This window comes from Devosia sp. A449 (genome assembly GCF_054489375.1).
This window is the reverse complement of the sequence record NZ_JBTMWU010000003.1, coordinates 628,531-652,265: the sequence shown is the minus strand read 5'-3', so window position 1 is coordinate 652,265 and position 23,735 is coordinate 628,531. Positions and strand designations below refer to the sequence as shown.

The 23,735-nt window shown below is 62.6% G+C and carries 20 protein-coding genes and 1 tRNA gene; 12 read left to right on the top strand and 9 right to left on the bottom strand.

Going from position 1 to position 23,735, the window contains the following annotated elements; all coding sequences use genetic code 11:
- Positions 1-270: 270 nt before the first annotated feature.
- Complete coding sequence (locus ACX3OW_RS12410; protein WP_459096074.1) at positions 271-579, bottom strand: hypothetical protein; 309 nt, start codon at positions 577-579, stop codon at positions 271-273.
- Positions 572-1,270 carry a division plane positioning ATPase MipZ gene (locus ACX3OW_RS12405; protein ID WP_459096073.1) on the bottom strand — a complete coding sequence of 233 codons (699 nt, stop codon included), beginning with the start codon at positions 1,268-1,270 and terminating at the stop codon, positions 572-574. The genes ACX3OW_RS12410 and ACX3OW_RS12405 overlap by 8 nt, the downstream gene beginning before the upstream one ends.
- A gap of 66 nt (positions 1,271-1,336) precedes the next feature.
- Between ACX3OW_RS12405 and ACX3OW_RS12400 the strand changes: the two genes are divergently transcribed.
- Positions 1,337-2,137, top strand: coding sequence for a hypothetical protein (locus tag ACX3OW_RS12400; protein ID WP_459096072.1), 801 nt, complete (start codon positions 1,337-1,339; stop codon positions 2,135-2,137).
- A 123-nt stretch (positions 2,138-2,260) separates the two neighbouring features.
- Positions 2,261-3,304, top strand: coding sequence for a hypothetical protein (locus tag ACX3OW_RS12395; RefSeq protein ID WP_459096071.1), 1,044 nt, complete (start codon positions 2,261-2,263; stop codon positions 3,302-3,304).
- A gap of 430 nt (positions 3,305-3,734) precedes the next feature.
- Here ACX3OW_RS12395 and ACX3OW_RS12390 read toward each other — a convergent pair whose 3' ends face one another.
- Positions 3,735-5,453 carry a DUF6538 domain-containing protein gene (locus tag ACX3OW_RS12390; RefSeq protein WP_459096070.1) on the bottom strand — a complete coding sequence of 573 codons (1,719 nt, stop codon included), beginning with the start codon at positions 5,451-5,453 and terminating at the stop codon, positions 3,735-3,737.
- An 85-nt stretch (positions 5,454-5,538) separates the two neighbouring features.
- Positions 5,539-5,614: transfer RNA gene (locus ACX3OW_RS12385), tRNA-Ile, on the bottom strand.
- 192 nt (positions 5,615-5,806) lie between these two features.
- On the opposite strand from ACX3OW_RS12385, the gene ACX3OW_RS12380 reads away from it, so the two are divergent.
- From ACX3OW_RS12380 to phoB, 8 genes are all read left to right on the top strand, one after another.
- A complete protein-coding gene (locus tag ACX3OW_RS12380; RefSeq protein ID WP_459096069.1) occupies positions 5,807-6,562 on the top strand; it encodes an IclR family transcriptional regulator domain-containing protein in 756 nt (251 codons plus the stop codon).
- A gap of 46 nt (positions 6,563-6,608) precedes the next feature.
- Positions 6,609-7,424 carry an aldo/keto reductase gene (locus ACX3OW_RS12375; RefSeq protein WP_459096068.1) on the top strand — a complete coding sequence of 272 codons (816 nt, stop codon included), beginning with the start codon at positions 6,609-6,611 and terminating at the stop codon, positions 7,422-7,424.
- A gap of 305 nt (positions 7,425-7,729) precedes the next feature.
- A complete protein-coding gene (locus ACX3OW_RS12370) occupies positions 7,730-8,749 on the top strand; it encodes a substrate-binding domain-containing protein (protein WP_459096067.1) in 1,020 nt (339 codons plus the stop codon).
- Between the two features lie 63 nt (positions 8,750-8,812).
- Positions 8,813-10,189 carry a phosphate ABC transporter permease subunit PstC gene (pstC, locus tag ACX3OW_RS12365; protein WP_459096066.1) on the top strand — a complete coding sequence of 459 codons (1,377 nt, stop codon included), beginning with the start codon at positions 8,813-8,815 and terminating at the stop codon, positions 10,187-10,189.
- Positions 10,190-10,191: 2 nt separating this feature from the next.
- Positions 10,192-11,556, top strand: a complete 1,365-nt coding sequence (gene pstA / locus ACX3OW_RS12360) for a phosphate ABC transporter permease PstA (RefSeq protein WP_459096065.1) — start codon at positions 10,192-10,194, stop codon at positions 11,554-11,556.
- A 70-nt stretch (positions 11,557-11,626) separates the two neighbouring features.
- Positions 11,627-12,409 carry a phosphate ABC transporter ATP-binding protein PstB gene (gene pstB / locus ACX3OW_RS12355; protein WP_459096108.1) on the top strand — a complete coding sequence of 261 codons (783 nt, stop codon included), beginning with the start codon at positions 11,627-11,629 and terminating at the stop codon, positions 12,407-12,409.
- Between the two features lie 26 nt (positions 12,410-12,435).
- Positions 12,436-13,146, top strand: coding sequence for a phosphate signaling complex protein PhoU (gene phoU, locus ACX3OW_RS12350; protein WP_459096064.1), 711 nt, complete (start codon positions 12,436-12,438; stop codon positions 13,144-13,146).
- Between the two features lie 149 nt (positions 13,147-13,295).
- The gene (gene phoB, locus ACX3OW_RS12345; protein ID WP_459096063.1) at positions 13,296-13,997 is read left to right on the top strand and encodes a phosphate regulon transcriptional regulator PhoB; all 702 of its coding nucleotides are present in this window, start codon (positions 13,296-13,298) and stop codon (positions 13,995-13,997) included.
- Positions 13,998-14,164: 167 nt separating this feature from the next.
- On the opposite strand, the gene ACX3OW_RS12340 is transcribed toward phoB, so the two are convergent.
- The 3 genes from ACX3OW_RS12340 to ACX3OW_RS12330 form a co-directional block, all read right to left on the bottom strand.
- Positions 14,165-15,790: an MFS transporter gene (locus tag ACX3OW_RS12340; protein ID WP_459096062.1), complete on the bottom strand. Its 1,626-nt coding sequence runs from the start codon at positions 15,788-15,790 to the stop codon at positions 14,165-14,167.
- Positions 15,791-15,967: 177 nt separating this feature from the next.
- Positions 15,968-17,407, bottom strand: coding sequence for an aldehyde dehydrogenase family protein (locus tag ACX3OW_RS12335; protein WP_459096061.1), 1,440 nt, complete (start codon positions 17,405-17,407; stop codon positions 15,968-15,970).
- Positions 17,408-17,430: 23 nt separating this feature from the next.
- Positions 17,431-18,582 (bottom strand): fumarylacetoacetate hydrolase family protein, encoded by a 1,152-nt coding sequence (locus tag ACX3OW_RS12330; protein WP_459096060.1) that lies wholly within the window; start codon positions 18,580-18,582, stop codon positions 17,431-17,433.
- Between the two features lie 180 nt (positions 18,583-18,762).
- Here ACX3OW_RS12330 and ACX3OW_RS12325 point away from each other — a divergent pair, with 180 nt between their 5' ends.
- Complete coding sequence (locus tag ACX3OW_RS12325) at positions 18,763-19,482, top strand: SIMPL domain-containing protein (protein ID WP_459096059.1); 720 nt, start codon at positions 18,763-18,765, stop codon at positions 19,480-19,482.
- Between the two features lie 129 nt (positions 19,483-19,611).
- On the opposite strand, the gene ACX3OW_RS12320 is transcribed toward ACX3OW_RS12325, so the two are convergent.
- Together ACX3OW_RS12320 and ACX3OW_RS12315 are read right to left on the bottom strand one after the other, a co-directional pair.
- Positions 19,612-20,442, bottom strand: coding sequence for a sulfite exporter TauE/SafE family protein (locus tag ACX3OW_RS12320; protein WP_459096058.1), 831 nt, complete (start codon positions 20,440-20,442; stop codon positions 19,612-19,614).
- A complete protein-coding gene (locus ACX3OW_RS12315; protein WP_459096057.1) occupies positions 20,442-20,864 on the bottom strand; it encodes a secondary thiamine-phosphate synthase enzyme YjbQ in 423 nt (140 codons plus the stop codon). The genes ACX3OW_RS12320 and ACX3OW_RS12315 overlap by 1 nt, the downstream gene beginning before the upstream one ends.
- 254 nt (positions 20,865-21,118) lie before the next feature.
- Between ACX3OW_RS12315 and ACX3OW_RS12310 the strand changes: the two genes are divergently transcribed.
- Positions 21,119-23,482: an OmpA family protein gene (locus ACX3OW_RS12310; protein WP_459096056.1), complete on the top strand. Its 2,364-nt coding sequence runs from the start codon at positions 21,119-21,121 to the stop codon at positions 23,480-23,482.
- Positions 23,483-23,735 lie beyond the last annotated feature (253 nt).

Genomic DNA, 23,735 nt, shown 5'->3' with positions numbered 1-23,735 from the left:
CAGAGAGCTTCCTCGACGACCATAAAGACCCAGATTTCATCGGCAACGTCGTACCGCGCGGCCATGATTGCCGGTTCCAGGTATGGACGGCATCCCCGCATCTAGTTCATCTCGGCACGGACCCACGGACCCACGGACCCACGGACCCACGGACCCACGGACCCACGGACCCACGGACCCACGGACCCACGGACCCACGGACCCACGGACCCACGGACCCACGGAAAAAGGTGCTGATGAATCAGAAGGCGTCAAGCCATGGCGACCGCGTCAGGTGAAGTCGTCGTCATCACCACCAGGACGATCGCCACGGCTACCGCGACCACCCTTGCGGCGGAGGTAATCGGTGAACCACGGCGCCAGATCATCGATGCATGGGCGGCCGCCCGCCTTGAGCCCAGCGTCAATATAAGCGGCAATCAGCGCATTCATCGTTATCCCCGTCGCATCGGCGATACGCTTGAGCTCGTGAACAACCTTTCCCGGCAACCGGATTCGGGTCTCCCGCACATCCCAAGCGGTGGAGGATGCGAGAGCCGGCTCGGTTTTCGGGTCCTGGCCGTCGGGCATGTCAGCCATTATCCCCCCTCCGCCGCTCGGCCTCGGCAAAGATCGCCGCAAGCAGCCGGCATATTTCCCGATCACCGATTTCGCCGGGCTTATGTTCCGAGACGCCAAGGCCCTGCTCTATGGCATCGATATATTGGACTCGCCGCCCGACGACGGCAGGCAGCACCTGGCCCAGCGCGGCATAGCGATCGAGATAGATTTGGGTCCTCGGCTGCGTTGCCCTGACGACACCATTAAGGACGATCGCCCCTGGCGTCTGGGATACGCCCCAGAGCCGGCGGATTGGTTTCGTCGCCTTCAAGTCAAGCGGTGAAGGCTGACTTGGGGTCAGCATGAAATCAGCCCGGTCCAGCACAGTCTTGATGGCCACCATGTCCCGACCGGGCGTGTCGACTATGATGCATTCAAAGCCTTGCCGCTCAGCCCAGGCCAGCGCCCGCACGATGTGCGATGGCGCGACCTTCTTGACCATGGGCTCCGCCTTGGTCCGGACCTCTGCCCACCAGGCACAGGACTGCTGCTCATCCTCGATATCGGTATCCAGGATGATGGTTCTGATGCCGGCCAGGTGAGCGGCCACCGCGAGATGGATGGTGATGGTACTCTTGCCCGCCCCGCCCTTGGATGCGGCGACCAGCAGGATGAAGCGCTTGAATGATGCCGGCAGGCGAATGGGTCTGGTTTCCTGGGGACTAGGCACGATTGAACCTTTCAGCTCACGAATCGTATGATATACGACTAACGTGACTTTACCAACCCGGCTGCCATGAACCCGCTTGCCCCCTTGTCCGGTGCTCGCAAAAAGGCCCTGTCCTGGCGGAGCGTCGCGGCACGGCTGCTACAACTGGAATCCAGCGCGCCGCTGGCGCCGGACGGCCAGCCCTGGATACGGGCGGTCGAAGCCATATCCGGATATTCCGCCAATCACCTGCGCCGCATGACCAAAGCCCTGGCCCTGCTCGAGGACGTGGCACAATTTTGGCCGCAATATGCGGTTCGGCTGGGGAGCCTGTCCTTTTCCCATGGCGAAATCCTCGGCCGGATATGGGAGGCTGACCGGAAGCAAGTGGAGGCGCTCTTGCACCGGGTGTCCTGGCCAACTTATGCGGCGTTGCTCACGCAATACGAAACCACCCGAGCCCGGCACACCACGCCGAAGGCGGCCGGAAAACTAGCAGCCCGCACCTTTCGCGCGCGGGTCGGCCTTCTGCTGAGGCACCAGTATGGCGAGAACGCCATTCTCGACCCTGCCCCCTACCATCCTTACTTCAAGCCAGACTTCCTCAGCCGGGATGGCGAGATCGCTTACGATTGCCTGCTGGTGCCCGGCAAGGTCGATAACGAGGCCATGCGCCGGCGCTTCGTGTCCTGGGCCACCGAAGCCAGCTTCGCTTCCGCATTTTGGATCACACTGTCCGATGGAGCGGGCATTGAGCCGGCCATGAAATGTGTCCACGATCTTGACTTGGGCAATGTCGGCTTGCTGGTCGCCGACGATAGCCTGGATGTGGTGTGGTCACCGACCAAAATGCCCGTTCCAGATCGACGGCAGTCCCGCTCATTGTGAGGCCCGCCTCGCCGTGAGCCTAAACTGTTCGTTGGCTCATCAGCCCCGCTGTCGAAACCATAGTCTGCCTTGCTAAACCAGCGGTTACAGTCGCAGCACTGTAACATAGCCGCCGAGGCAGAAATGACCGCTATCGAAACCTATCCCGAATGCCTGCGCCGCCCCGATGCCGGTGGCTATATCCAAACGCGGACCGATCAGACCGAGGCGCGCTATCGCACCCGTTTTGCTGGCATGATCCGCACCCTCTGCAAGCAGAAACCCCGCATGGCCGCCGATGCCCATAGTCTTGCCACCGACCTCAGCGAACGGGCCTGGCAATATGCAGCGAACACCCTCAAGCAATACCATGCTACCATTCGTCAGAACCTGCGCGATCGCTGGGACGATGGCAGCATCATTCCCGACGAGATCGAAGAGATCGACGCCCTGCTCCGGGCCCAACAGCCTGCACCGCGCAAGCAGAAGCCGAGGCAGGCACGCACGTCTGCCGGACGGGCCAAGTCGGCGCGGCCCGAACAGATCGCCGCCATCGCTTCGGTCTTATTGATCGACCCCACCCCCATCCGCCAGATCGCCGCGGCCATGCTGGAGCATGGCGTCAATCTGGCGACGCGGCCGGGCGAGTTCCTGACCATCAAGCGGGATCCTAGAGGCCGCTTCTGGGTCCGCTCCGCCAAGTATTCGCTATCCAATCGGCGCGGCCTGCAGGCGGCACGAACCGTCCCGATCGATGACTATGAGCCCCGAGAGATTGCCGAATTGCAAGTCATTGCCGACATGATCGCTGCCGAGCGCAGTAATGGCGCAACGACACCAAAACTCCTGCGCCGGTGCCAACGCGCCATCCGGCTGGCGCGGAAAGACGTCGGCGGACGGTCCCGCAAGATCGCGGCCTACACGGTCCGGCACCAATCCCGGGCCAACCTGGCTGCCATGGACATGACGCCGGGAGAAATTGCCGTCATCATGGGCCACGCCAGCGCTGGCACCGCCCAGTCCCACTATGCCCCCGCCCGGCGCGCATGGCGCGGCATGGCCAACCGCACTCCACCGGCGGTAGATGCCGCGCTGGTAGCCATGGTCCGTCCAACGCACCGGTCGCGCGGCTGGGACGTCGGTCGGGCCAACATGACTGTGCCTGGGCCAAAATTCGGACAGTTTTAACACGCGGCCTATCGACTGTCCTTCGGACCAATGAAGTGGCCAAGCAGGTTCTACTAGCTCGGTGAGGCCAACTGACCTTGGCCAATCTGGCCTATAACTTCGACCGCCTTGTCTTCCACGAGAAGCGGGTGTCATGGCATGAGTCTGCCCGAAAGCCGGGATACGCCCGTATCGGGGCACTCCATACGATCAAACGCAGCGCCAAAATCCACTCAAACACTGAACTTAGCCGGCCCGTATGGCATCGCAGGGCTTAACCACCCGGCCTAGCAGGTGTCAAACTACCAAAAGGCGCAAGTCAGAAGATTTTGGGCTGAAAGCCCCGGAAACCAGGACAATTGCATCCCGGCTCCGAGGGAAAAATAGAGCGAGGGCCAAATTTGAAATTGGGATACACGTATCGTGATCCGTCTTTCAGTCCCTCGCAGACTCAGAAGGTGACGCCCTTCAAAAAAGCCCATTCGAGCTTTTGAACTGCCCTGCTCAAAACCTTGATGTTGACTTGGCGCGGCTGCTTTTTGGACCCGTAGCGGCCGGTGGTGCCAGGATCGGCGTGCCCCAGCAGTGCCTGCTTGACCTCGAGCGGAGCCTTCGCCCGGTCCAGTGCATCCTTGAAGGAGTGTCGGAGCGAATACAGGCTGGTATCCTCATTCTCGACACCGAACTCCTTGGCTTGGCTCCGGCTCCAGAAGTCGGAGAAGTAATTCGATGCCTTCGAAATAGTCCAGTCCGGCAGCGCCATCACCGACCACAAATTCTTGTTGTTATTGCTTCTGGCGCTGTCAACCAATTGCATGAGCCCCAGGTCTAAAATCTCCTTGCGGATAGGGACATAGCGTTCCCGCGCGAAGGTCTTGATTGATCGCCCGCCTGCCGTGGTGACGCGGAAGCACCAGACTTCAGAACCTGGATACTGACATATAGTGTCGGGTCCTAATTGCAGGACCTCTGAACTGATCAGACCGTGCATTACCGAAATCAGCGGCAACCAAAACTGCAGCTCGGCACAAGCTTTTACCTGCTGGAACCGTTTTCCGGCAACAAAGATGGGATGAGCAAAAATCTTGCCTAGCTCATCCAAGGAATATGGTTCGCGCTGATCTTCGTCGGCAGGAATATCGATGAAGATGCCGCCTTCGATGGCCTTGCCGATCCATCCCTTAGTGGCGGCAAGCGCCAAAAGTGACGTAATGAAACCAGATTTCTTGTTGACGGTGGCCATCTTGTAACCGCCCTTGTCTGCCAAGTGGTCACGAAATTCAATGACGTGACGCCGCTCAATCAGTCCGATATCGGACTGGCCGGTCAGCTTGCAGAAGCGATCAACGGTCTTACGCATATCGGTGACCAGGTGCGGGTCCACCTTTTTCCGCAGCCGTGTCCGTTCCTCAATCCAGGTGTCGACAAGGCCTGCAAGCTTCATGCCTGCCTGACCGTCGGGAACACCAACAGGCCTGGCAATAATCTCAAGCGGCGGCGGTACAACCGGTTTCGCAATCCACGGGCCATGTACAGCATCGGGATGGACATGCTCGACCCAACACCCTGCTTCTCGCTCGAACATGACGTCGAGCGCCTCTAGCTCGGCCGCAAAGCACGCCCCCATAATCCGCTGGAAATTTGGCAGCGACGACGACACTGAGGCGCCTACCTGCCGGGCATAGCGCTGAACAAAGCTCAGGCGTTCGGTGCCGTATTCAGTCACCGTCAGTCGCGAAAGGGCCTCTTTTAGATCGAGCCGCGCGCGCAGCACTGTGTCATCCAGCCAGACCGCAGGCCCCGTTCGGCGTGCGAGCGCTAGCTGCCGACCCGTGAGGTTGCGCAGACGGGCCTGGGTATCCTCCTCGACCAGCGTCGCCTTGAACCAAGCGGCGAACTGCTCCCAATCCGGCCACTTCCAGCCTTCACTGATCGCAACGGCAACCATGATGCCCTTGTTGGCACGGGCTTCGGCAAACTGCCGTTCAATCTCAATATCAACCTGCGCAGCGCGTAAACGGGCTTCACTGGGCACACGGGTTTTGAGGGATCGCTGAATTCGCGGTGATGAAAAAGCGTACGATAGGTCCTCTGGTACGCGGCGGACGTACTGAAAAACCCCATTTCGGCGCGTCACGTGAGTCGGCAGAGCCATTTCTTCGTCGTCCATGTTATGCACAATGTTGTGCATTTCCGGGGCGTACAAGCCCCAAAGACGGCGATAGCTAAGGAATTGCAAAGACTTAGAAGAAGACTGGTGGGCCCACCAGGACTCGAACCTGGAACCAGACCGTTATGAGCGGTCGGCTCTAACCATTGAGCTATAGGCCCCCGCTCGCGTCTTTAGCAGGGTGACACAGACTGGCAAGAGGGAAGTCGCACCGCACGCGATTGAGCCGCGCGTGACGCACCCTTTTTTGGAGCCTCCTCCACCCCGCCGCACCGCGCCATCTCAGTGCGCCTTGCGACCAGTGTTCGCCCAGCGCCCTTTCTGCTATAAGCTCGGCATCACCGGAGGTCCGCATGCGCGAAGGCGATATTATCAATGGTCTGGTCAAGGGGCTCTCGGTCATCGAGTGCTTCGATGAGGAACATGCCAGCCAGTCAATCACCGATGTGGCCAACCGCACCGGGCTCGAACGCGCCACCGCCCGCCGCTGTCTGCTCACGCTGGTCCATCTTGGCTATGCCAGTTATGACGGCAAATTCTTCCGCCTCACCCCGCGCGTGCTCAATCTGGGCCATTCCTATCTCGCCGCCACGCCGCTGCCCCGGCTGATCCAGCCCTTCCTCGAAGAACTGTCCAGCCAGATCAACGAAAGCTCCTCGGCGGCGGTGCTCGACAATACCGAAATCCTCTATATCGCCCGCGCCTCCTATCGCCGGGTGATGTCGATCAATCTGGGGGCCGGCGCCCGCCTGCCCGCCTATTGCACCTCGATGGGCCGCATTCTGCTCGCCGCCCTGCCCGCCGCTGTGGCGCATGAGGTGCTGAACCGCTCCGAGCTGATCGCCTATACCGCCAAGACCAAGGCCGATCTACCGGCGCTTATCACCGAGCTGGCCGTGGTCGCTGCTCAGGGCTTTGCCGTCATTGATGAAGAGCTCGAACTCGGCCTCTGCTCCATCGCCGTGCCGCTGTTCAATGCCCAGGGCCAGACCGTCGCCGCCCTCAATATCGGCGCCCAATCAGCCCGCGCCTCGACCTCGCAGATGATCGCCAATTTCCTGCCGCTGATGCGCAAGATCCAAGCCGAAGTGCGCCCCTTGCTGCGCTGAGCCGGCCCCCGCCCAACCATCCCTTCCATTTTCGCACGGAGCTTTCATGCACAAAACTTCATTCGGCATGCCCTTGATGGGCCTGGGCACCTATGGCCGCCGTGGCCCCGAAGGCACCGCCGCGATTCTGGCCGCGCTCGAAATCGGTTACCGCCACATCGATACCGCCCAGAGCTACGATACCGAGCGCGAATGCGGCGAAGCCATCCGCCAGTCCGGCCTGTCTCGCGCCGATATCTTCATCACCACCAAGATCGACATGCCCAATTTTGCTGCCGGCAAGCTGATCCCGTCGCTGCGCCAAAGCCTCGATACCATCGGCGTCGATGCTGTCGATCTCACCCTGATCCACTGGCCTTCGCCGCATGATGCAGTGCCGCAGCCGGTCTACCTGGAACAGCTCGCCGAAGCGCAGGCGCTAGGCCTGACCAAAACCATCGGCGTGTCCAATTTCACCATTGCCCTGCTGCAGCAGGCCGAGGCCATTTTGGGCAAGGGCGTCCTCGCCACCAATCAGGTGGAATGCCACCCCTATTTGCAAAACCGCAAGCTGGTGGATTTCTGCGACAGCGCCGGCATTCCGGTCACTGCCTATCAGCCGATTGCCAAGGGCACGCTCAAGGGCGACCCCGTGCTGGAGAAGCTGGCCGCCGCCAAGAATTGCACGGTCGAACAGCTCGCCATTGCTTTTGCCCTGGCGCGCGGCCTCGCCGCCATTCCCGCCTCCAGCAAGCGCGAACGCCTCGCCAGCAATTTCGCCGCCCAGCAGGTAACGCTGACCGACGCCGATATGGCCCTCATCGCTACCGTCGATCGCGGCGCCCGCCGCATCAACCCGGCCACCGCGCCCGCTTGGGATTGATTGCTGCTTCACCACCCGGCTTGTCCGGGTGGTGAAGCAGCGGCGGCGCTATCCCAGCCCTAAAAACCACCCCAAGACTCACCTTTTCCGTCACATCCAACCGTCACAAAGCCGTCACCAACCCGTCTTGTTCCGGAAATTTCCCTTCAAATTCAACGGGCTAGCCCGTCACAAACCCGTCACGCAACCGCAATAAAACTGTCGCGTGCCGCTCCTATGGTCCGCCGCGTCAAAGGGCGGTGCCGGGACTGAACCACCGGATCAACCCGCCAGGTTTGAACTGAATTCGGAAAAGGGAAATTCCCATGAAGCCTGCACTTTTCGCCAGCGCCGCTGTCATCGCACTTGCCGCTTTCGCCACGCCTGCCTTCGCCCAGTCGCGCGACACCATCCAGGTGGCCGGCTCGTCCACCGTGCTGCCCTTCGCCTCCATCGTGGCTGAAGAATTTGGCGCCGTGTTCCCCGAGTTCAAGACTCCGGTCGTCGGTTCGGGCGGCACGGGCGGCGGTCTCAAGCAGTTCTGCGAAGGCACCGGCGACAACACCATCGACATCGCCAATGCCTCCCGCCCGATCAAGGACAGCGAGCGCGACGCCTGCATCGCCGCTGGCGTCACCGATATCCGCGAAATCCAGTTCGGATATGACGGCATCGTCTTTGCCTCGTCGGCCAATGGCCCCGATTTCGCCCTGACCCCGGTCCAGGTTTACAAGGCCATTGCCGCCAAGGTTCCGGTCGATGGCGCCCTGGTCGACAATCCCTACACCCGCTGGTCCGAGATCGATGCGTCGCTCCCCGACCAGGCCATCTCGCTGGCCATCCCGGGCACCAATCACGGCACTCGTGAAGTGTTCCAGCTCGAAGTTGTCGACGCTGGCGCCGAAGAAGCCGGCCTGCCCGAGAGCCTGACCGCCGAAGAAAAGACCGCCGCGCTGACCACTTTCCGTCAGGACGTCGTCATCGAAATCTCCGGCGACTACACCGAAACCCTGGCCCGCCTGACCTCGAACCCCGACACTGTCGGCGTGTTCGGCCTCAGCTTCTATGACCAGAACAAGGACACCCTCAAGGTTGCCACCGTCAACGGCGTGGTGCCTTCCAATGAGAGCGTCATTGCCGGCGAATATCCGGTCAGCCGTCCGCTGTACTTCTACGTCAAGGGCCAGCATATCGGCGTGATCCCCGGCATTGAAGAATATGTCCACTTCTTCATGTCCGAGCAGATGGCTGGTGCCGGTGGCACGCTCGAAGCCGCTGGCCTGATCCCGCAGACCGACGAAGCCACGGCTGAAGTCCTCGCCGCCTTCGACGCCGGCGCTCAGTAAACTCGACTTCCGGGCCGCGCCACCAGGCGCGGCCCATTTCTTCCTCAGCAGGGGCACATATCGATGAATTCGCTGATCATTGCCGCCCTGCTCTTGGTGCTGCTGGGTCTGGCCTACCAGTCCGGCTGGTCCCGCAGTCGCAATCTGGCCACCGCCGATGGCGTCAAGATCCACTCCCGCCCGCAATATCACGGCTCCTATGTCGCCATCTGGGCGCTGGTGCCGGCTTTGTTCATCGTCGCCATCTGGGCCTGGCTCGGCGACGGCATTACCCGCGATTTCATCGTCTCCCAGATTCCGGTCGACACCCTGCAGGCGCTCGACCAGACCGGGCTGAACACCACCATCATCCGCATCCAGCAGCTGGCCTCCGGTTATGGCGTCGCCGGCACCATCCAGCCGTTTGAGCAGGCCGCCGGCGAAGCGCTGCGCGGCTTCAATTTCACTTGTTTCCTCCTGGTCACCGGCGCCGCTGCCGTGGCTGGTGTCGTGGCGCTGCTCTATGCCCGCAGCCGCATCACCGCCCGCCTGCGTGCCCGCAATGCCGTCGAGCGCATCATCAATCTGGCGCTGCTCGCCTGTTCCGCCGTCGCCATCCTGACCACGGTGGGCATCGTCGCCTCGCTGGTCACCGAGGCCTATAAATTCTTCACCTTCATCCCCCCGCACGAGTTCTTCTTCGGCACGGTGTGGAACCCCAACAATGCCGGTTCGGCGGGCAATTGGGGCAGCTATGGCCTGCTGCCGCTGCTGGTCGGCACGCTGATGATTACCGCCATCGCCATGCTGGTGGCGGTGCCGATCGGGTTGATGGCCGCGATCTATCTCAGCCAATATGCCCCGCGCCGGCTGCGCAGCTTTGCCAAGCCGGCCATCGAAATCCTCGCCGGCATTCCCACCATCGTTTTCGGCTTCATCGCCCTGGCCACCGTCGGTCCCATGCTGCGCGACACCGGCAATCTGATGGGTCTCTCGATCAACGCCACCAGCGCTCTCACCGCCGGTATCGTCATGGGGGTGATGATCATCCCCTTCGTCTCCTCGCTCAGCGATGACATTCTCAATCAGGTGCCGCGCACCCTGCGCGACGGCGCCTATGGCCTGGGCGCCACCAAATCCGAAACCATCCGCAATGTGCTGCTGCCCGCTGCCCTGCCCGGCATTGTCGGCGCGTTCCTCCTGGCCGTCAGTCGCGCCGTCGGCGAAACCATGATCGTGGTGCTCGCCGCCGGCAATTCGCCGGTGCTGCGCGGCAACCCCTTCGAGCCGGTCGCCACCATCACCGTCTCCATCGTCAATCAGCTCACCGGCGATACCGATTTCGCCGGACCGCAATCGCTGGTCGGCTTTGCCCTCGGCCTGACGCTGTTCGTCATCACGCTGGGCCTCAATATCGTCGCCCTCTACATCGTCCGCCGCTTCCGGGAGCAGTACGAATAGTCATGACCGACATGCTCGCCACCACCGCCGCTGCCTCCGCCGAACGCACCAAGCGCATTCGCGCCAGCCTGCAGCGCCGCCACCGCAGCGAGGCCATTTTCCGTGGCCTTGGTCTTGCCGCCGTCATTCTGGCGCTGGGCTTTGTCGCCCTGCTGTTCACCGATGTGCTGCGCAAAGGCATCCCGGCCTTCACCCAGGCCAATCTGCACCTCGCCATCACCTATGATCCGGAAATCATCGATATCGACCCCGCCCCGGTCCGCGTCGATGGCCAGTCCGACGCCGATTTCCGCGCCGCCAATCTCAAATGGCAGCGCGATCTGGCCCTGCTCAACTGGAACAAGGTGATCGAGGCAAGCCTCCGCCAAGCTGCTCCCGCCGGCTACGAGATCGACACCAAAGCCCTGCTCACCATCGCCGAAACCAACGCCCGCCATCAAGTGCGCGAGATGTTCGTCGCCGATCCCTCCTTGCTCGGCCAGACCGTCGAAGTCGACCTGCTCGCCTCGGCCAATGCCGCCAACTGGATCAAGGGCAATATCGACCGCTCGCTCGGCGACGCCCAGCAGCAGCTCACCCCGGCCGCCCGCGCCCTCATCGATATCTTTGAGGAAAACGGCACCGTCTCCAACGGCTTTGCCTGGTCGATCTTCACCAATGTCGATAGCCGCGCCGCGCCTGCCTCCGCCGGCCTGCTTGGGGCTTTCGTCGGCACCCTGTGGATGATGCTGATCGTCATCGTTCTGGCCGTGCCCATCGGGGTCGCCAGCGCCATCTACCTCGAAGAATTCGCGCCCAAATCCCGGCTGACCGATTTCATCGAGGTCAATATCAACAACCTCGCCGCCGTGCCCTCCATCGTCTTCGGCCTGCTCGGCGCCGCCGTGTTCATCAACTGGATGCATCTGCCGATCTCCGCCCCCATCGTCGGCGGTCTGGTGCTCACTTTGATGACGCTGCCCACCATCATCATCGCCACGCGCGGCGCGCTGCTTGGCGTCTCCCCGGCTCTGCGCCAGGCTGCGCTCGGCATGGGTGCCTCCAAGACCCAGATGGTGTTCCATCACGTGCTGCCGGTCACCTTCCCCTCGATCCTGACCGCCACCATTCTCGGCGTCGCCCATGCTTTGGGCGAAACCGCGCCGCTGCTGCTGATCGGCATGAAGGCCTTCGTCGCCCAGGTGCCGATGACCCCCTTCGATCAGGCCACTGCCTTGCCGGTGCAGATTTACCTCTGGCAGGGCAATGAAAACCGCAATTTCTTCGAACCCCGCACCGCCGCCGCCATCATGGTCCTGCTTGCCGTGATGATCTGCCTCAACGGCGTTGCCATCTACCTGCGCTCGCGCCTCGAAAAGCGCGCCTAGCTAAAGGACATCCCAAATGGATATGGTCGCCAGCACGGTTAAGATGACCCAGCAATCAGTGAATAGCGCAATGAACCCCATCGACGCCCTCGACCGCCCGATCCGCCTCACCGCCCGCGACGTCACCGTGCATTACGGTGCCAAGCAGGCCCTGTTCGGCATTTCGATCGACATTCCCGACCGCGCCGTCACCTCCTTCATCGGCCCCTCCGGCTGCGGCAAGTCCACCTTCCTGCGCTGCATCAACCGCATGAACGACACCATTGACGGCGCCAAGGTCGGCGGCGTCATCAAGCTCGACGGCGAAGACATTTACGATCCCAGCCTCGACGTGGTCGAACTGCGCGCCCGCATCGGCATGGTGTTCCAGAAGCCCAATCCCTTCCCCAAGTCGATCTACGAAAACGTCGCCTACGGCCCCAAAATCCACGGCCTCGCCCGCTCCAAGACCGACCTCGACGAAATCGTCGTCAACTCGCTGCGCAAGGCGGGCCTGTTCAACGAGGTCAAGGATCGCCTCAACGAGCCCGGCACCGGTCTGTCCGGTGGCCAGCAGCAGCGTCTCTGCATCGCCCGCGCCATTGCCGTCGGTCCCGAAGTCATCCTGATGGACGAGCCCTGCTCGGCCCTGGACCCCATCGCCACCGCCATCATCGAAGAGCTGATCGACGAGCTGCGCGAAAACTACACCATCGTCATCGTCACCCACTCGATGCAGCAGGCCGCCCGCGTCAGCCAGAAGACCGCGTTCTTCCATCTGGGCAATCTGATCGAGGAAGGCGTCACCGAAGACATCTTCACCAATCCGGTCAACAAGCAGACCCAGGATTACATCATGGGCCGCATCGGCTAACGCCCGCGCCCTAAGAGGAATTACCCATGTCCCCGACTGGCACCGACCATATCGTTACCGCCTATAGCGACGAGCTGACGCAACTGGCCCAATCCATCGCCGAGATGGGCGGCCAGGTTGAAGTCGCCATCGAGAACGGCACCAAGGCCCTGCTCAAGCTCGACCGCGAGCTGGCCGACCTCACCATCATCGCCGATCAGCGCATTGACGACATGCAGCGCCAGATCGACGAAATGGCCGTCTCGATGATCGCCCGCCGCCAGCCCATGGCGTCCGACCTGCGCGCCATCATCACTTCCATCCACGTCGCCAATGACCTCGAACGCGTCGGCGACATGGCCAAGCAGTTGGCCCGCCGCTCGCTCAAGCTCGAAGGCCTCAATCTGCAGCCCAGCTTCTATAACGGCGTCAAGAACATGACGGCCTTGGTGCTGCGCCAGATCAAGGATGCGCTGGACGCCTATGCCAGCCGCGACGCCGCCGCCGCCATCGAAGTGTGCAACCGCGACGACGAGGTCGATGCCATGCACACGTCTTTGTTCCGTGAGCTGCTGACCTACATGATGGAAGACCCGCGCAACATCACGCCCTGCACCCATCTGCTGTTCTGCGCCAAAAACCTCGAACGCATCGGCGACCACGCCACCAACATCGCCGAGCGCGCCTATTACCTGCAGACCGGCAAGCAGCTCACCAGCGAAGTCCAGGAACTGCAACGCACCCAGCTCAAGGCCTGATCGGCCTTTCCTCCCCTCCCCCTTGAGGGGAGGGGTCGGGGGTGGGGGTCCATCAGTGACCCGCCAAACCACCCCCTCCCCAGCCCTCCCCTCAAGGGGGAGGGAGATACAAATCGAACGCCGGCGCGCCGGCCCAAGGGGAGCCCCCCATGCCCGCCACCATTCTCGTTGTCGAAGACGAAGGCGATATCGCCATCCTGCTGCGCTATAATCTGGAAGCCGAAGGCTTTGCCGTCGTCACCGCCGAAACCGGCGACGAGGCCCAGCAGGCGGTCCAGGACAAGCTGCCCGACCTGATCCTGCTCGATTGGATGCTGCCCGAAATCTCCGGCATCGAACTGTGCCGACGCTTCCGCGCCCGCGAGGAAACCGCCCGCGTGCCGATCATCATGCTCACCGCCCGCGGCGAGGAAGAAGAGCGCGTCCGGGGCCTCGCCACCGGGGCCGACGACTATGTGGTCAAGCCCTTCTCGGTCCCCGAACTGATGGCCCGCATCCACGCGCTGTTGCGCCGCGCCAATCCCAATCTGGTTACTGCTGCGCTCAAGGTTGGTGATCTCGAACTCGACCGCACCACCCACCGCGTCCGCCGCGCCAGCCGCGACGTCCATCTCGGCCCCACCGAATATCGCCTGCTCGAATATCTGATGCGCCACCCCGGCCGCGTCTATTCGCGTGAACAATTGCTCGATGGCGTCTGGGGCAATGACGTCTATGTTGATGAGCGCACCGTCGACGTGCATATCGGCCGCCTCCGCCGCGCCATCAATCGCGGCAAGGACACCGACCCGATCCGCACCGTCCGCGGCGCCGGCTACGCCTTCGACGAACGCTTCGCCCAGGTGGCGTAAACCCACGGGTGAGCACCATCCCACCCCAAAACGCGGTGTCATCCCGGTCTTGAGCCGGGACCCATCCTGAGATCCAGCCACCGGTTCCATTTCAGGCTGGGCCCCGGCTCAAGGCCGGGGTGACATCGTGGGTGGGCCAAATCTCTACACGTCTGAGGGGTGCCCCCTCAAACCTCCGGAATATCCCTTAACGGCGTATCATCGCTCAGCGGCACCGTCTGCCGTTCGATCAGCCGATGCACCTTCGGCGGCTCGGTCCCCCGATGCAGCGCCCGCAGCTGCTCGCTATTCTCCGCATCCGCCTTGGTGCGCCGCAGATTGTGCCGCACATAGTCGATCCAGGTCGGCACGTGATAGGACTCGGTCCAGATATCGGGATGTTCAAGATCGCGCAGCAGCGCCCATTGCCTGGCCCCGTCGCGGATACGGATGCGGCGCCGCGCCGCCATCAGCGAGAGCAGGCGCGGAATGTCTTCCTGGGCGATGCGATAATCGATCATCACCATGATCGGCCCGCTGCGCGGTCGCATATCGAGTTTCAGGACCGGCTCATTGAAGGTGTCGAGCGGGTTGAGGTCCCGCGAATTGAACTCCGGCAGCGGCAGCCGGAACCCGACCAGCCCACACACCAGCAGCACCAGGCTCGCCATCACCAGGGCGGCCCCCAGCCCGAAGCCATCCGCGCTGGCTCCCCAGACCCAGCTACCCATCGCCATGCCGCCGAACGTGGCGGTCTGATACAGCGAGAGAGCCCGCCCCACCACCCAGCGCGGCGACGACAGCTGGATCGAGACATTGAACAGCGACATCGCCAGCACCCAGCAGCCGCCCGCGGGCAGCAGCGCCAGATGGCTCAGCAGCGGATCGCGGCTCAGCCCGAGCCCCACGCAACTGATGGCAAAGCCGGCACAGGCGAACCGCACGATCACTTCATTGCTGAACCGCTCGCGAATACGGCCATTGAGAAACGCGCCGCCAATCGCCCCCAGCCCGAAGCAGCCCAGCAGCGTGCCATAGACCATCGGGCCGCCGCCCACATATTCACTCGCCACCGAAGGCAGCAGCGCCAAAATCGACACCGCAGCCAGCCCGAACAGGAAGCTGCGAAACAGCACCGTCGTCAGGTTTGGCGACAGCGACACATAGCGCAGCCCCGCCAGGATGGCGCTGCCGAAATCTTCGCGCGGCAGCCGGTTTGGCACGTAATCCGGCTTCCAGCGCAGCAGCGCCACCGTCAGCGGCAGATAGCTCAGCGCATTGAGCGCGAAGGCGGCCGCCGCACCGGCCAGCGCCACGATCACCCCGCCAACCGCGGGGCCGACGCTGCGCATCATGTTGAAGCCCATGGCGTTGAGCGTCACCGCGCCCGGCAGGTCGTGCCGGGGCACGATATCGCCCATCGAAGCCTGCCAGGACGGGTTGAACAACGCCGTGCCGCAGCCGATGAGAAAGGTAAAACTGAGCAACAGCCAGGGCGTCAGCAGCCCCATGAACGCCATCACCGCCAGAACCGCCGAAACCAGCGCCAGCCCGATCTGGGCGATGATCATGACGATGCGGCGGTCGAAATTATCGGCCAGCGCACCCGAGGCCAAGGAAAATACCATGATCGGCAGCGTGGTCGACGCCTGCACCAGCGCCACCATGTTGTGCGAGTCCGTCAGCGTGGTCATCATCCAGCCGGCGCCCACCGACTGCACCAGCCCGCCCAGATTCGATACCAGCGTCGCCGTCCACAGCAGCCGGAAGGTCTCGTGCTTAAACGGTGCCAGCACGGACATTCGCTCAGCCATTACGCACTCTCCCGCTTCACATCGCCTCTAGCTCCGCCATGTGGCCGAACCAAGCCCACAATGGGAGAGAATGCTCTGCTTCGCCAGCCACTAAGTGGCTGGTCCGCTATGTGAAAACGCTCGGGCATAAAAAAACCCTCGGGCCGGGCCCGAGGGTCAAACTCATCGCAGCGCGGATTAGCCGGCTGCGGTGTAAGCCGTCTTCACCACGGTGAAGAACTCCGCCGCATACTTGCCCTGCTCGCGCGGGCCGTAGCTCGAGCCCTTGCGGCCCCCGAACGGCACGTGGAAATCGACGCCGGCGGTCGGCACGTTGACCATCACCATACCGGCTTCGGCATTGCGCTTGAAATGCGTCGCATATTTCAGCGAGGTGGTGACGATGCCGGCGCTGAGGCCGAACTCGGTGTCATTGGCCGTGGCCAGTGCTTCGTCATAATCCTTGACCCGGATGACCGAAGCCACCGGCCCGAAGATCTCTTCGCGGCTGATGCGCATCGAATTGGTCGCTTCGGTAAACAGCGTCGGCTGCAGGAAATAGCCTTCGGTCGCCGACTTCACCAATTCGCCACCGGCCACCAGCTTGGCGCCTTCGGCCTTGCCGATGGCGATATAGTCGGTGTCCTGCTTGAGCTGGCTGGGGTCAACCACCGGCCCGATTTCGGAATTCGCGTCCAGCGCATGACCGACCCGCAGATTGCGCGTCCGCTCGGCCAGTGCCTCGACAAACTTGTCGTGGATGCCTTCGGTGACGATGACGCGCGACGATGCCGTGCAACGCTGCCCGGTCGAGAAAAACGCCGACTGTGCCACGCTCTCGACGGCGGCCTTGAGGTCGGCGTCGTCGAGCACCACGGTCGGGTTTTTGCCGCCCATCTCAAGCTGGAACTTGCGGTTATGCTCAATCGAAGCCGCCGCAACGCGCTTGCCGGTGCCCACCGAGCCGGTGAAGCTGATGGCGTTGACGTCCTTGCTGTCGAGCATGGTCTGGCCGACCACCGAGCCCTTGCCCATCACCAGGTTAAGCACACCCTTGGGCAGGCCGGCCCGCACCAGGATATCGACAATCGCCCAGGTCGAGCCCGGCACCAGATCGGCCGGCTTGATCACCACGGTATTGCCATAGGCCAGCGCCGGCGCGATCTTCCAGGTCGGGATGGCGATCGGGAAATTCCACGGCGTGATGATGCCGATCACCCCGACCGGCTCACGGGTGATTTCCACACCCACGCCGGGGCGGACAGACGCAAGAACTTCGCCAGCTTGCCGCAAGACTTCGCCTGCGAAAAAATCGAAGATTTGCGCCGCGCGGGTCACCTCGCCGATGCCCTCGGGCAGGGTCTTGCCCTCCTCACGGCTGAGCAATTCCCCAAGCTCTGCCTTGCGTTGCAGGATTTCCTGACTGGCTTTGCTGAGGATCGCATGACGCTCCAGAATGCCCGAACGCGACCAGGCCGGGAATGCAGCCTTGGCAGCAGCAATGGCTTGCTTGGTGTCTTCGACGGTAGCGCGGGCGTAAACCCCCACAACTTCAGCGGTATTCGACGGATTGATGTTCTCGATCCCGTCGGAACCCACCCATTCGCCATTGATCAGATTCTTGTGCAATTCAGCCATTTGGGAGTGCCTTTCGGAGGGAGCTAAAGAAGATCGGCCTTGGCCAGGTCGCGCAGCAAATGGCTGGCGCCATAGGTCCAGGGCGGACATTTGGTGGAGAGGTTCACCCTGTTAGATAGGGTGCCCAGCGTCGAAGTCGAGATGGCAACCACGTCGCCGAGCTTGTGGGTAAAGCCCTTGCCGACGCCGCCGCGATCCTTCACCGGAGCGAACATCGTGCCCAGGTAAAGCACCAGCCCATCAGGATATTGGTGATGCCCGCCAATGGTCGCAGCCACCAGGGATTCCGGGGTTCGCGAGATCTGGCTCATCGAGGAATGCCCGTCCAGCACGAAGCCGTCCTCGCCCTCGACCCGCAGCGCAATCTCGGATTGCTTGACCGTTTCCAGCGTAAAATCGCCGTCGAACAGGCGGATGAACGGCCCCAGCGAAGCCGAGGCATTATTGTCCTTGGCCTTGCCCAGCAGCAGCGCCGAGCGGCCCTCGACGTCGCGCAGATTGACGTCATTGCCCAAAGTCGCGCCGATGATTTCGCCCTTGCTGGTCACCACCAGCGCCACTTCCGGCTCCGGATTGTTCCAGCTCGACACCGGATGCAATCCCACCTCGGCGCCATAACCCACTGAACTCATTGGCTGTCCCTTGGTGAAGATCTCGGCGTCCGGCCCGATCCCCACTTCGAGATACTGGCTCCACACGCCCTTCTCGATCAGCGCCGCCTTGACCTTCATCGCCGCGTCCGACCCCGGCACCAGCTCGGACAAATCCATGCCGATCAGCTCGAGAATCTCCCCGCGCAGCGCATCGGCACGCGATTTATCGCCACGCGCCTGCTCTTCGATCACGCGTTCCAGCAGGGAAACGACGAAGGTCACCCCCGAAGCCTTGATCGCCTGCAAATCGATGGGCGACAGCAGGCTTGGCAGGGCGCTGTCAGGGCTTACGGAGGCCGAATTTGCCAGCACTGCCGCAACGCTGCCGAGGTTTTTGCCGGTTGCACTCTGTACGTGCTGGGCCGCATTGCCGCTCTCGGCAATATCGCGCACCGTGGCAAAACCACGGGCCGTGATATCGATCAGATCGCCATCGCGGACCGTGACGATACGAGGATGCGCATGGCCCGGAACGCGGGCGCGCCCCACCAGAGTACCGTCGGGATAATGCCTGTCGCCCATGTTCCGCCCCTAAAATGTCAGGGCAGTGAGTACCCACCGCCGCCTCTAAACGCAAGTCTCATAAGTCATACTTTTGGCGATGAACCAATGTCCACAGCGCCGTTCAAGTTCGGTTCAGCTGCGCCGCAATACTGACGCAATGGATGGGGATTAGTCCCTCACAACCAGATGGAGTCTATCATGCGCCACCTTGCTGCCCTTGTTCCTTTCGCCCTTGTCGCCGGTCTGGCGCTCCCCGCCTATGCCGGCACCATCAGCATTGAGGGGCGCGGCGAGGTCATGGCAGCCCCGGATATGGCGCAGATCAGCTCCGGCGTGACCACGCAGGGCGCCACCGCCCGCGAAGCGCTCGACGCCAACACGGCCGCGATGGCCGAGCTGATCGCCGCCCTCAAGGCCACCGGCATCGAAGCCCGCGACATCCAGACCTCGGGCTTCTCGGTCAACCCCAACTATGTCTATAGCGACGCGCGCGACGACAATGGCTACACCCTGCCGCCCAAGATCAACGGCTACCAGGTCAGCAACACTGTGACCGTCGCCGTGCGCCAGCTCGACGCACTGGGAACCATTCTCGACAAATCGGTGACCGTCGGCGCCAACACCATCAACGGCGTGAGCTTTGCCGTCGCCGATCCCTCCGCCCTCTATGACGAGGCCCGCAAGGCCGCTTTTGCCGATGCCCGCGCCAAGGCCGAGCTTTATGCCACCGCTGCTGGTGGCCGACTTGATGAGATTGAGTCGATTTCCGAGACCCAGGGCTACAATCAGCCCCAGCCCTACCCCATGTATGCCCGGGCCGATATGGCTGCCAGCGCTCCGGTTCCGGTCGAGGCGGGCGAATTGGCCTTTGCAATCAACGTTGTCGTCCAGTGGGAACTGGAAGACACCAAGAAGTAACACCCATACCCCTTCCGAGGGGGCTGGGTCGGTGGGGACGGACGGAAATACCGTAGTCACCCGTCCCCACCAACCTGATCCAGCAAAACCCCGCGCCAGCGGGGTTTTGTTTTGGTGGCTAGGGTATCGCTACCCCATCACCACCTTCCACAGCATGTTGAGGCCCACGATCACGAGGAAGGTGGCGAAGACATATTTCAGCGTCTTCTGGTCCAGCCGATGCGCCAGCGCCGCGCCCAGTGGGGCAAATACTGCGGCCAGCACGGCGACCAGCACCAGCGCCACCAGATTGATATAGCCCAGGCTGAGCGGAGGAAGCCCCGTGGCGCCCCAACCCGAAATGATGAAGCCCAGCGTGCCGGACACGGCAATCGCTACCCCAACGGCCGCTGAGGTCCCCACAGCCGCATGCATGGTCGCGCCGAACGCCACCAGCGTCGGCACCGTCAGCGAACCACCGCCAATCCCCATCAGCGACGAGATATAGCCCACCACAAAGGCCGAGGCCCGATGCGTCGGGTTCGAGCTTTTGAGGTGACCCATCAATTTGGTCTGGAAGGCGAAGACGATATTGCCGGCGATGACGAAGGCCATGATGGCAAACACGATGCGTAGCACGTCGCCGGAAAAATATCCGGCCATCAGCCCGCCGATAAAGGTCCCGGCGACGATGAACGGCGTCCATAACCGCAGCACCTTGAGGTCCAGCGCGCCGCGCTTGTAATGCGCCCGGGCACTCATGATGCCGGTGGGGATGATGATGGCGAGCGAGGTGCCCACCGCCACATGCTGCACCACATCGCTGTCATAGCCGAGCAGCAGCAGCGCCGTGCTCAGCGCCGGCACGATGATCGCCCCGCCCCCGATGCCCAGCAGTCCGGCAGCGATGCCCGACACCACTCCCGTCGCCATCAGCCCCAGCACGAAGGGCCAATAGGCCAGCATCGCCGTCAAATCCATCAACGATCTCCGATAAGATGCAGCACCACCTCGCGCCCATGCGGGCGACGGCGGTGCTCGAAAAGATAAATCCCCTGCCAGATGCCAAACACCGGCTGCCCCTCAACCACCGGTATGCCGATGGAAGTCTGCGTCAACGCCGCCTTGATATGCGCTGGCATATCGTCCGGTCCCTCGGTGGTGTGGACCAGCCAGTCCATACCCTCCGGCACGAGCCGCTTGAAAAAGCCGTCCAGATCGATTTTCACGTCCGCGTCGGCATTTTCCTGGATCAACAGCGAGCACGAGGTGTGGCGCACAAAGGCCGTTATCAGCCCGGTCGCCACGTCGGCATCGGTCACGAACCGGCGCAGAGCGTCGGTGAACTCATAGAGCCCCGGCCCTTGCGTCGGAATGGTGAGCGTATCGACCGCCTGTTGCATCCTTTGGCCGTACCATGATCGTCTGCGCCTCACCAGCGCTACACCGCCCCGATCCGTCCACTTCGCCGTATTGGCGCCATGATCGGGACGTCACGGTCTGCAGCGCCCGAAGCGGAACCATCGCATACCCCAGGCGTTTCGGGGCTTACGGGGTAATTGCATTGCCACGGCGGCTGGCCGATCCATTCAGTTTGCGTTCAGGCTGGCCTCGCGATGCTGGGCTCAAGTGTCAATCGACATAAAGGAAAAGAACAATGCGCCTTAGAAACTGGCTCCTGACCGGCACCAGCATCGGCCTCATGGCCCTGATGCCCCTGACCGTGCGTGCGCAGGATGGCGATCTCGTCGCTGCCTATCAGGCCTATGCAGCCGCCCAGGCGTCCGGTGACGCAGCCGCGCTCGAAGCCGCACAAGGCACTCTGACCGAACTTTGCATCGTCAACGGCTATTCCAGCATCGACGAGTGTGTCGCTGCGCTGTCGAGCGGCGCAGCTCCCGCTGCCGCGCCCGTCGACCCGCAGGTTGACGCACAGGCCGCAGCTGAAGCTCAGGCGGCCGCTGAAGCCAAAGCTGCCGCAGACGCACAGGCCCAAGCCGCGGCTGATGCACAGGCAGCAGCTGACGCACAGGCCGCAGCCGACGCTCAGGCGGCCGCAGACGCACAGGCAGCTGAAGCCAAGGCTGCCGCCGACGCAGAGGCGCAAGCCGCTGCCGATGCCCAGGCAGCAGCTGACGCACAGGCAGCCGCCGATGCTCAGGCTGCAGCCGACGCGCAGGCAGCCGCCGACGCACAGGCCGCTGAAGCCAAAGCTGCCGCAGAGGCTGCCGCCGCTGCTGCTGCTCAAGCCCCCGTTGAGGCTCCTGCCGCTCCTGCCGAGCCTGCCGCTCCCGTTGAGGTCGCCCCTGCCCCCGCGCCGGAGCAGGTCGCGCCGGCACCAGTGCCTGTGCCCGAGGCACCCGCAGCGCAGACCGATATCGCGCCGGCCCTGCAGGAACAGGTCAATCTCTATAATGACGCCGTCGCCGAACTGCTCTCCGGTGGCGATGCCGCCGCTGCACGGGCCAAGATGGACGCCGCCCAGCAGGAGATTACCAATCTCTGCGCCGCTATCGGCCAGAACGACATCAATGCCTGCCTGGCCACCTATGGCCTGAGCCTGCCCACCGTACCGAGCCTGCCCGAACCGGCTGCGCCCGTCGCGCCGCCCGCTGCTGAACCCGTAGCGCCCCCGCCGGCCGATCAGCCTGTGGTAGATGCCCCGGCTGAAGTGGTGGTGGATGCCCCGGCTGAAGCCATTGAAGAGCTGCCGCCCGGCATCACCGCAGACCAGGTTGCACCAGTACTCGACAGTGCCAAGGATGCTGAAGTGGCCGCCCCAGGCGCCGCCGAGCAGCCTGCGCAGCCGGTCGACACCACGCCCCTGGCCCCGCCCCCGGTTGACGACCAGTCCGCCCAGGCCCAGTCCATTCAGGACCTCAAGGCCGAGCCGATGATCTCGGTGGTGGAAGAACAGGGCACGGCCATCACCCCAGCTGAACTGGTGATCCAGCAGCAGGAAGCGCCCCAGCAACTGCCGCAGAATGTCACGATCATCAACCAGACCGTGGTCAACAACAATGTCGTCAACAATAGCACGACGAACAACGTCACCAACAATACGACCAACAACACCCAGAACAACACGGTCGACAATTCGGTCACCAATGTCGACGTGAACGTGCAGCAGAACAACGTCAATGTGCAGCAAAATAATGTGCAGGCGCTGACCACGGGCGAAGCGATCACCCAGGTCATCATGCAGGTTGGCACGCAGTTGATCGTCAACTCGATCGGTCAGGATACCGACCGGTTCTACAATCCGCAGCAGGACGAGATCTTCTACGAAAATCTGAGCAATGGCCGGGTGCGTGAAACCATCAGCCGCCCGGATGGCAGCCAGATCGTGACCGTCCGCAATCGCAACGGCGATATCCTGCGCCGTTCGCGTATCGACCCGGCAGGCCGTGAATATGTGCTGGCCTATTTCGACGACCGCTACGACAACGACCTGAACACTTGGCGTGACCCGGGCCAAGACCTGCCGCCGCTACGCCTGAATATCCCGGTTCGGGATTACGTTCTCGACGCCAAATTCGCCGACGAGAACGAAGTGGAAGTCTTCTTCGCCCAGCCGCCGGTTGAGCAGGTTGCCCGCCTCTATTCGATCGACGAGGTGAAGCGTTCGTCCCGTGTCCGCGACAGCGTGCGCAAGCTCGAAGTCGGCGGCCTGACCTTCGATACTGCCGCAGCCACCATCGGCCGCGACCAGGTCGGAGCGCTGTCCAGCGTCGCCAACGCCATGCTGGCCCTGCTGGCCAACAACCCCGGTGAAACCTTCCTCATCGAAGGCCACACCGATGCTGTGGGCTCGGAAATCTCCAATCTGGGCCTGTCGGACCTACGCGCCGCCACCGTGGCGCGCATCCTGAGCGACTTCTATGGCGTGCCGCCGGAAAACCTGGCGACCCAGGGCTATGGCGAACGCTACCTCAAGATCCGCACCGAAGCGGCAGAACGCGAAAACCGTCGCGTCACCATCCGCCGCATCACGCCGCTGATCACCGTCGCCAGCAACTGACGCCGGCAGACCAACTCAACGATGAAAGGCCGGGCCCAGCGCCCGGCCTTTTGCTGTCCAGCGACCAAAAAGACAGAAAAAACCTTGGTTTTTAGCCGCTGTTTTGCCCCAACGCAGGCGAAAACTGCGCTCTAATTCCTTGAACAGTCAGCAAAAATCGGCCAGCGACCCATGGCGCATGTCGTGATCACGTAATTGGGAACGAAAACAAAAAGCCCGCGTTTCTTTGTCATACGGTGAAACAAAGGAGCGA

Bases quoted from the DNA above. Each gene is read 5' to 3' on its own strand.
- ACX3OW_RS12390 (WP_459096070.1), bottom strand. From the start codon at position 5,453: ATGGACGACGAAGAAATGGCTCTGCCGACTCACGTGACGCGCCGAAAT.
- ACX3OW_RS12330 (WP_459096060.1), bottom strand. From the start codon at position 18,582: ATGGGCGACAGGCATTATCCCGACGGTACTCTGGTGGGGCGCGCCCGC.
- pstA (WP_459096065.1), top strand. From the start codon at position 10,192: ATGACCGACATGCTCGCCACCACCGCCGCTGCCTCCGCCGAACGCACC.
- ACX3OW_RS12340 (WP_459096062.1), bottom strand. From the start codon at position 15,790: ATGGCTGAGCGAATGTCCGTGCTGGCACCGTTTAAGCACGAGACCTTC.
- ACX3OW_RS12310 (WP_459096056.1), top strand. From the start codon at position 21,119: ATGCGCCTTAGAAACTGGCTCCTGACCGGCACCAGCATCGGCCTCATG.
- ACX3OW_RS12400 (WP_459096072.1), top strand. From the start codon at position 1,337: ATGAACCCGCTTGCCCCCTTGTCCGGTGCTCGCAAAAAGGCCCTGTCC.
- ACX3OW_RS12410 (WP_459096074.1), bottom strand. From the start codon at position 579: ATGGCTGACATGCCCGACGGCCAGGACCCGAAAACCGAGCCGGCTCTC.
- ACX3OW_RS12320 (WP_459096058.1), bottom strand. From the start codon at position 20,442: ATGGATTTGACGGCGATGCTGGCCTATTGGCCCTTCGTGCTGGGGCTG.
- pstB (WP_459096108.1), top strand. From the start codon at position 11,627: ATGAACCCCATCGACGCCCTCGACCGCCCGATCCGCCTCACCGCCCGC.
- ACX3OW_RS12395 (WP_459096071.1), top strand. From the start codon at position 2,261: ATGACCGCTATCGAAACCTATCCCGAATGCCTGCGCCGCCCCGATGCC.
- ACX3OW_RS12370 (WP_459096067.1), top strand. From the start codon at position 7,730: ATGAAGCCTGCACTTTTCGCCAGCGCCGCTGTCATCGCACTTGCCGCT.
- ACX3OW_RS12335 (WP_459096061.1), bottom strand. From the start codon at position 17,407: ATGGCTGAATTGCACAAGAATCTGATCAATGGCGAATGGGTGGGTTCC.
- phoU (WP_459096064.1), top strand. From the start codon at position 12,436: ATGTCCCCGACTGGCACCGACCATATCGTTACCGCCTATAGCGACGAG.
- pstC (WP_459096066.1), top strand. From the start codon at position 8,813: ATGAATTCGCTGATCATTGCCGCCCTGCTCTTGGTGCTGCTGGGTCTG.
- ACX3OW_RS12315 (WP_459096057.1), bottom strand. From the start codon at position 20,864: ATGCAACAGGCGGTCGATACGCTCACCATTCCGACGCAAGGGCCGGGG.
- ACX3OW_RS12325 (WP_459096059.1), top strand. From the start codon at position 18,763: ATGCGCCACCTTGCTGCCCTTGTTCCTTTCGCCCTTGTCGCCGGTCTG.
- ACX3OW_RS12375 (WP_459096068.1), top strand. From the start codon at position 6,609: ATGCACAAAACTTCATTCGGCATGCCCTTGATGGGCCTGGGCACCTAT.
- ACX3OW_RS12380 (WP_459096069.1), top strand. From the start codon at position 5,807: ATGCGCGAAGGCGATATTATCAATGGTCTGGTCAAGGGGCTCTCGGTC.
- phoB (WP_459096063.1), top strand. From the start codon at position 13,296: ATGCCCGCCACCATTCTCGTTGTCGAAGACGAAGGCGATATCGCCATC.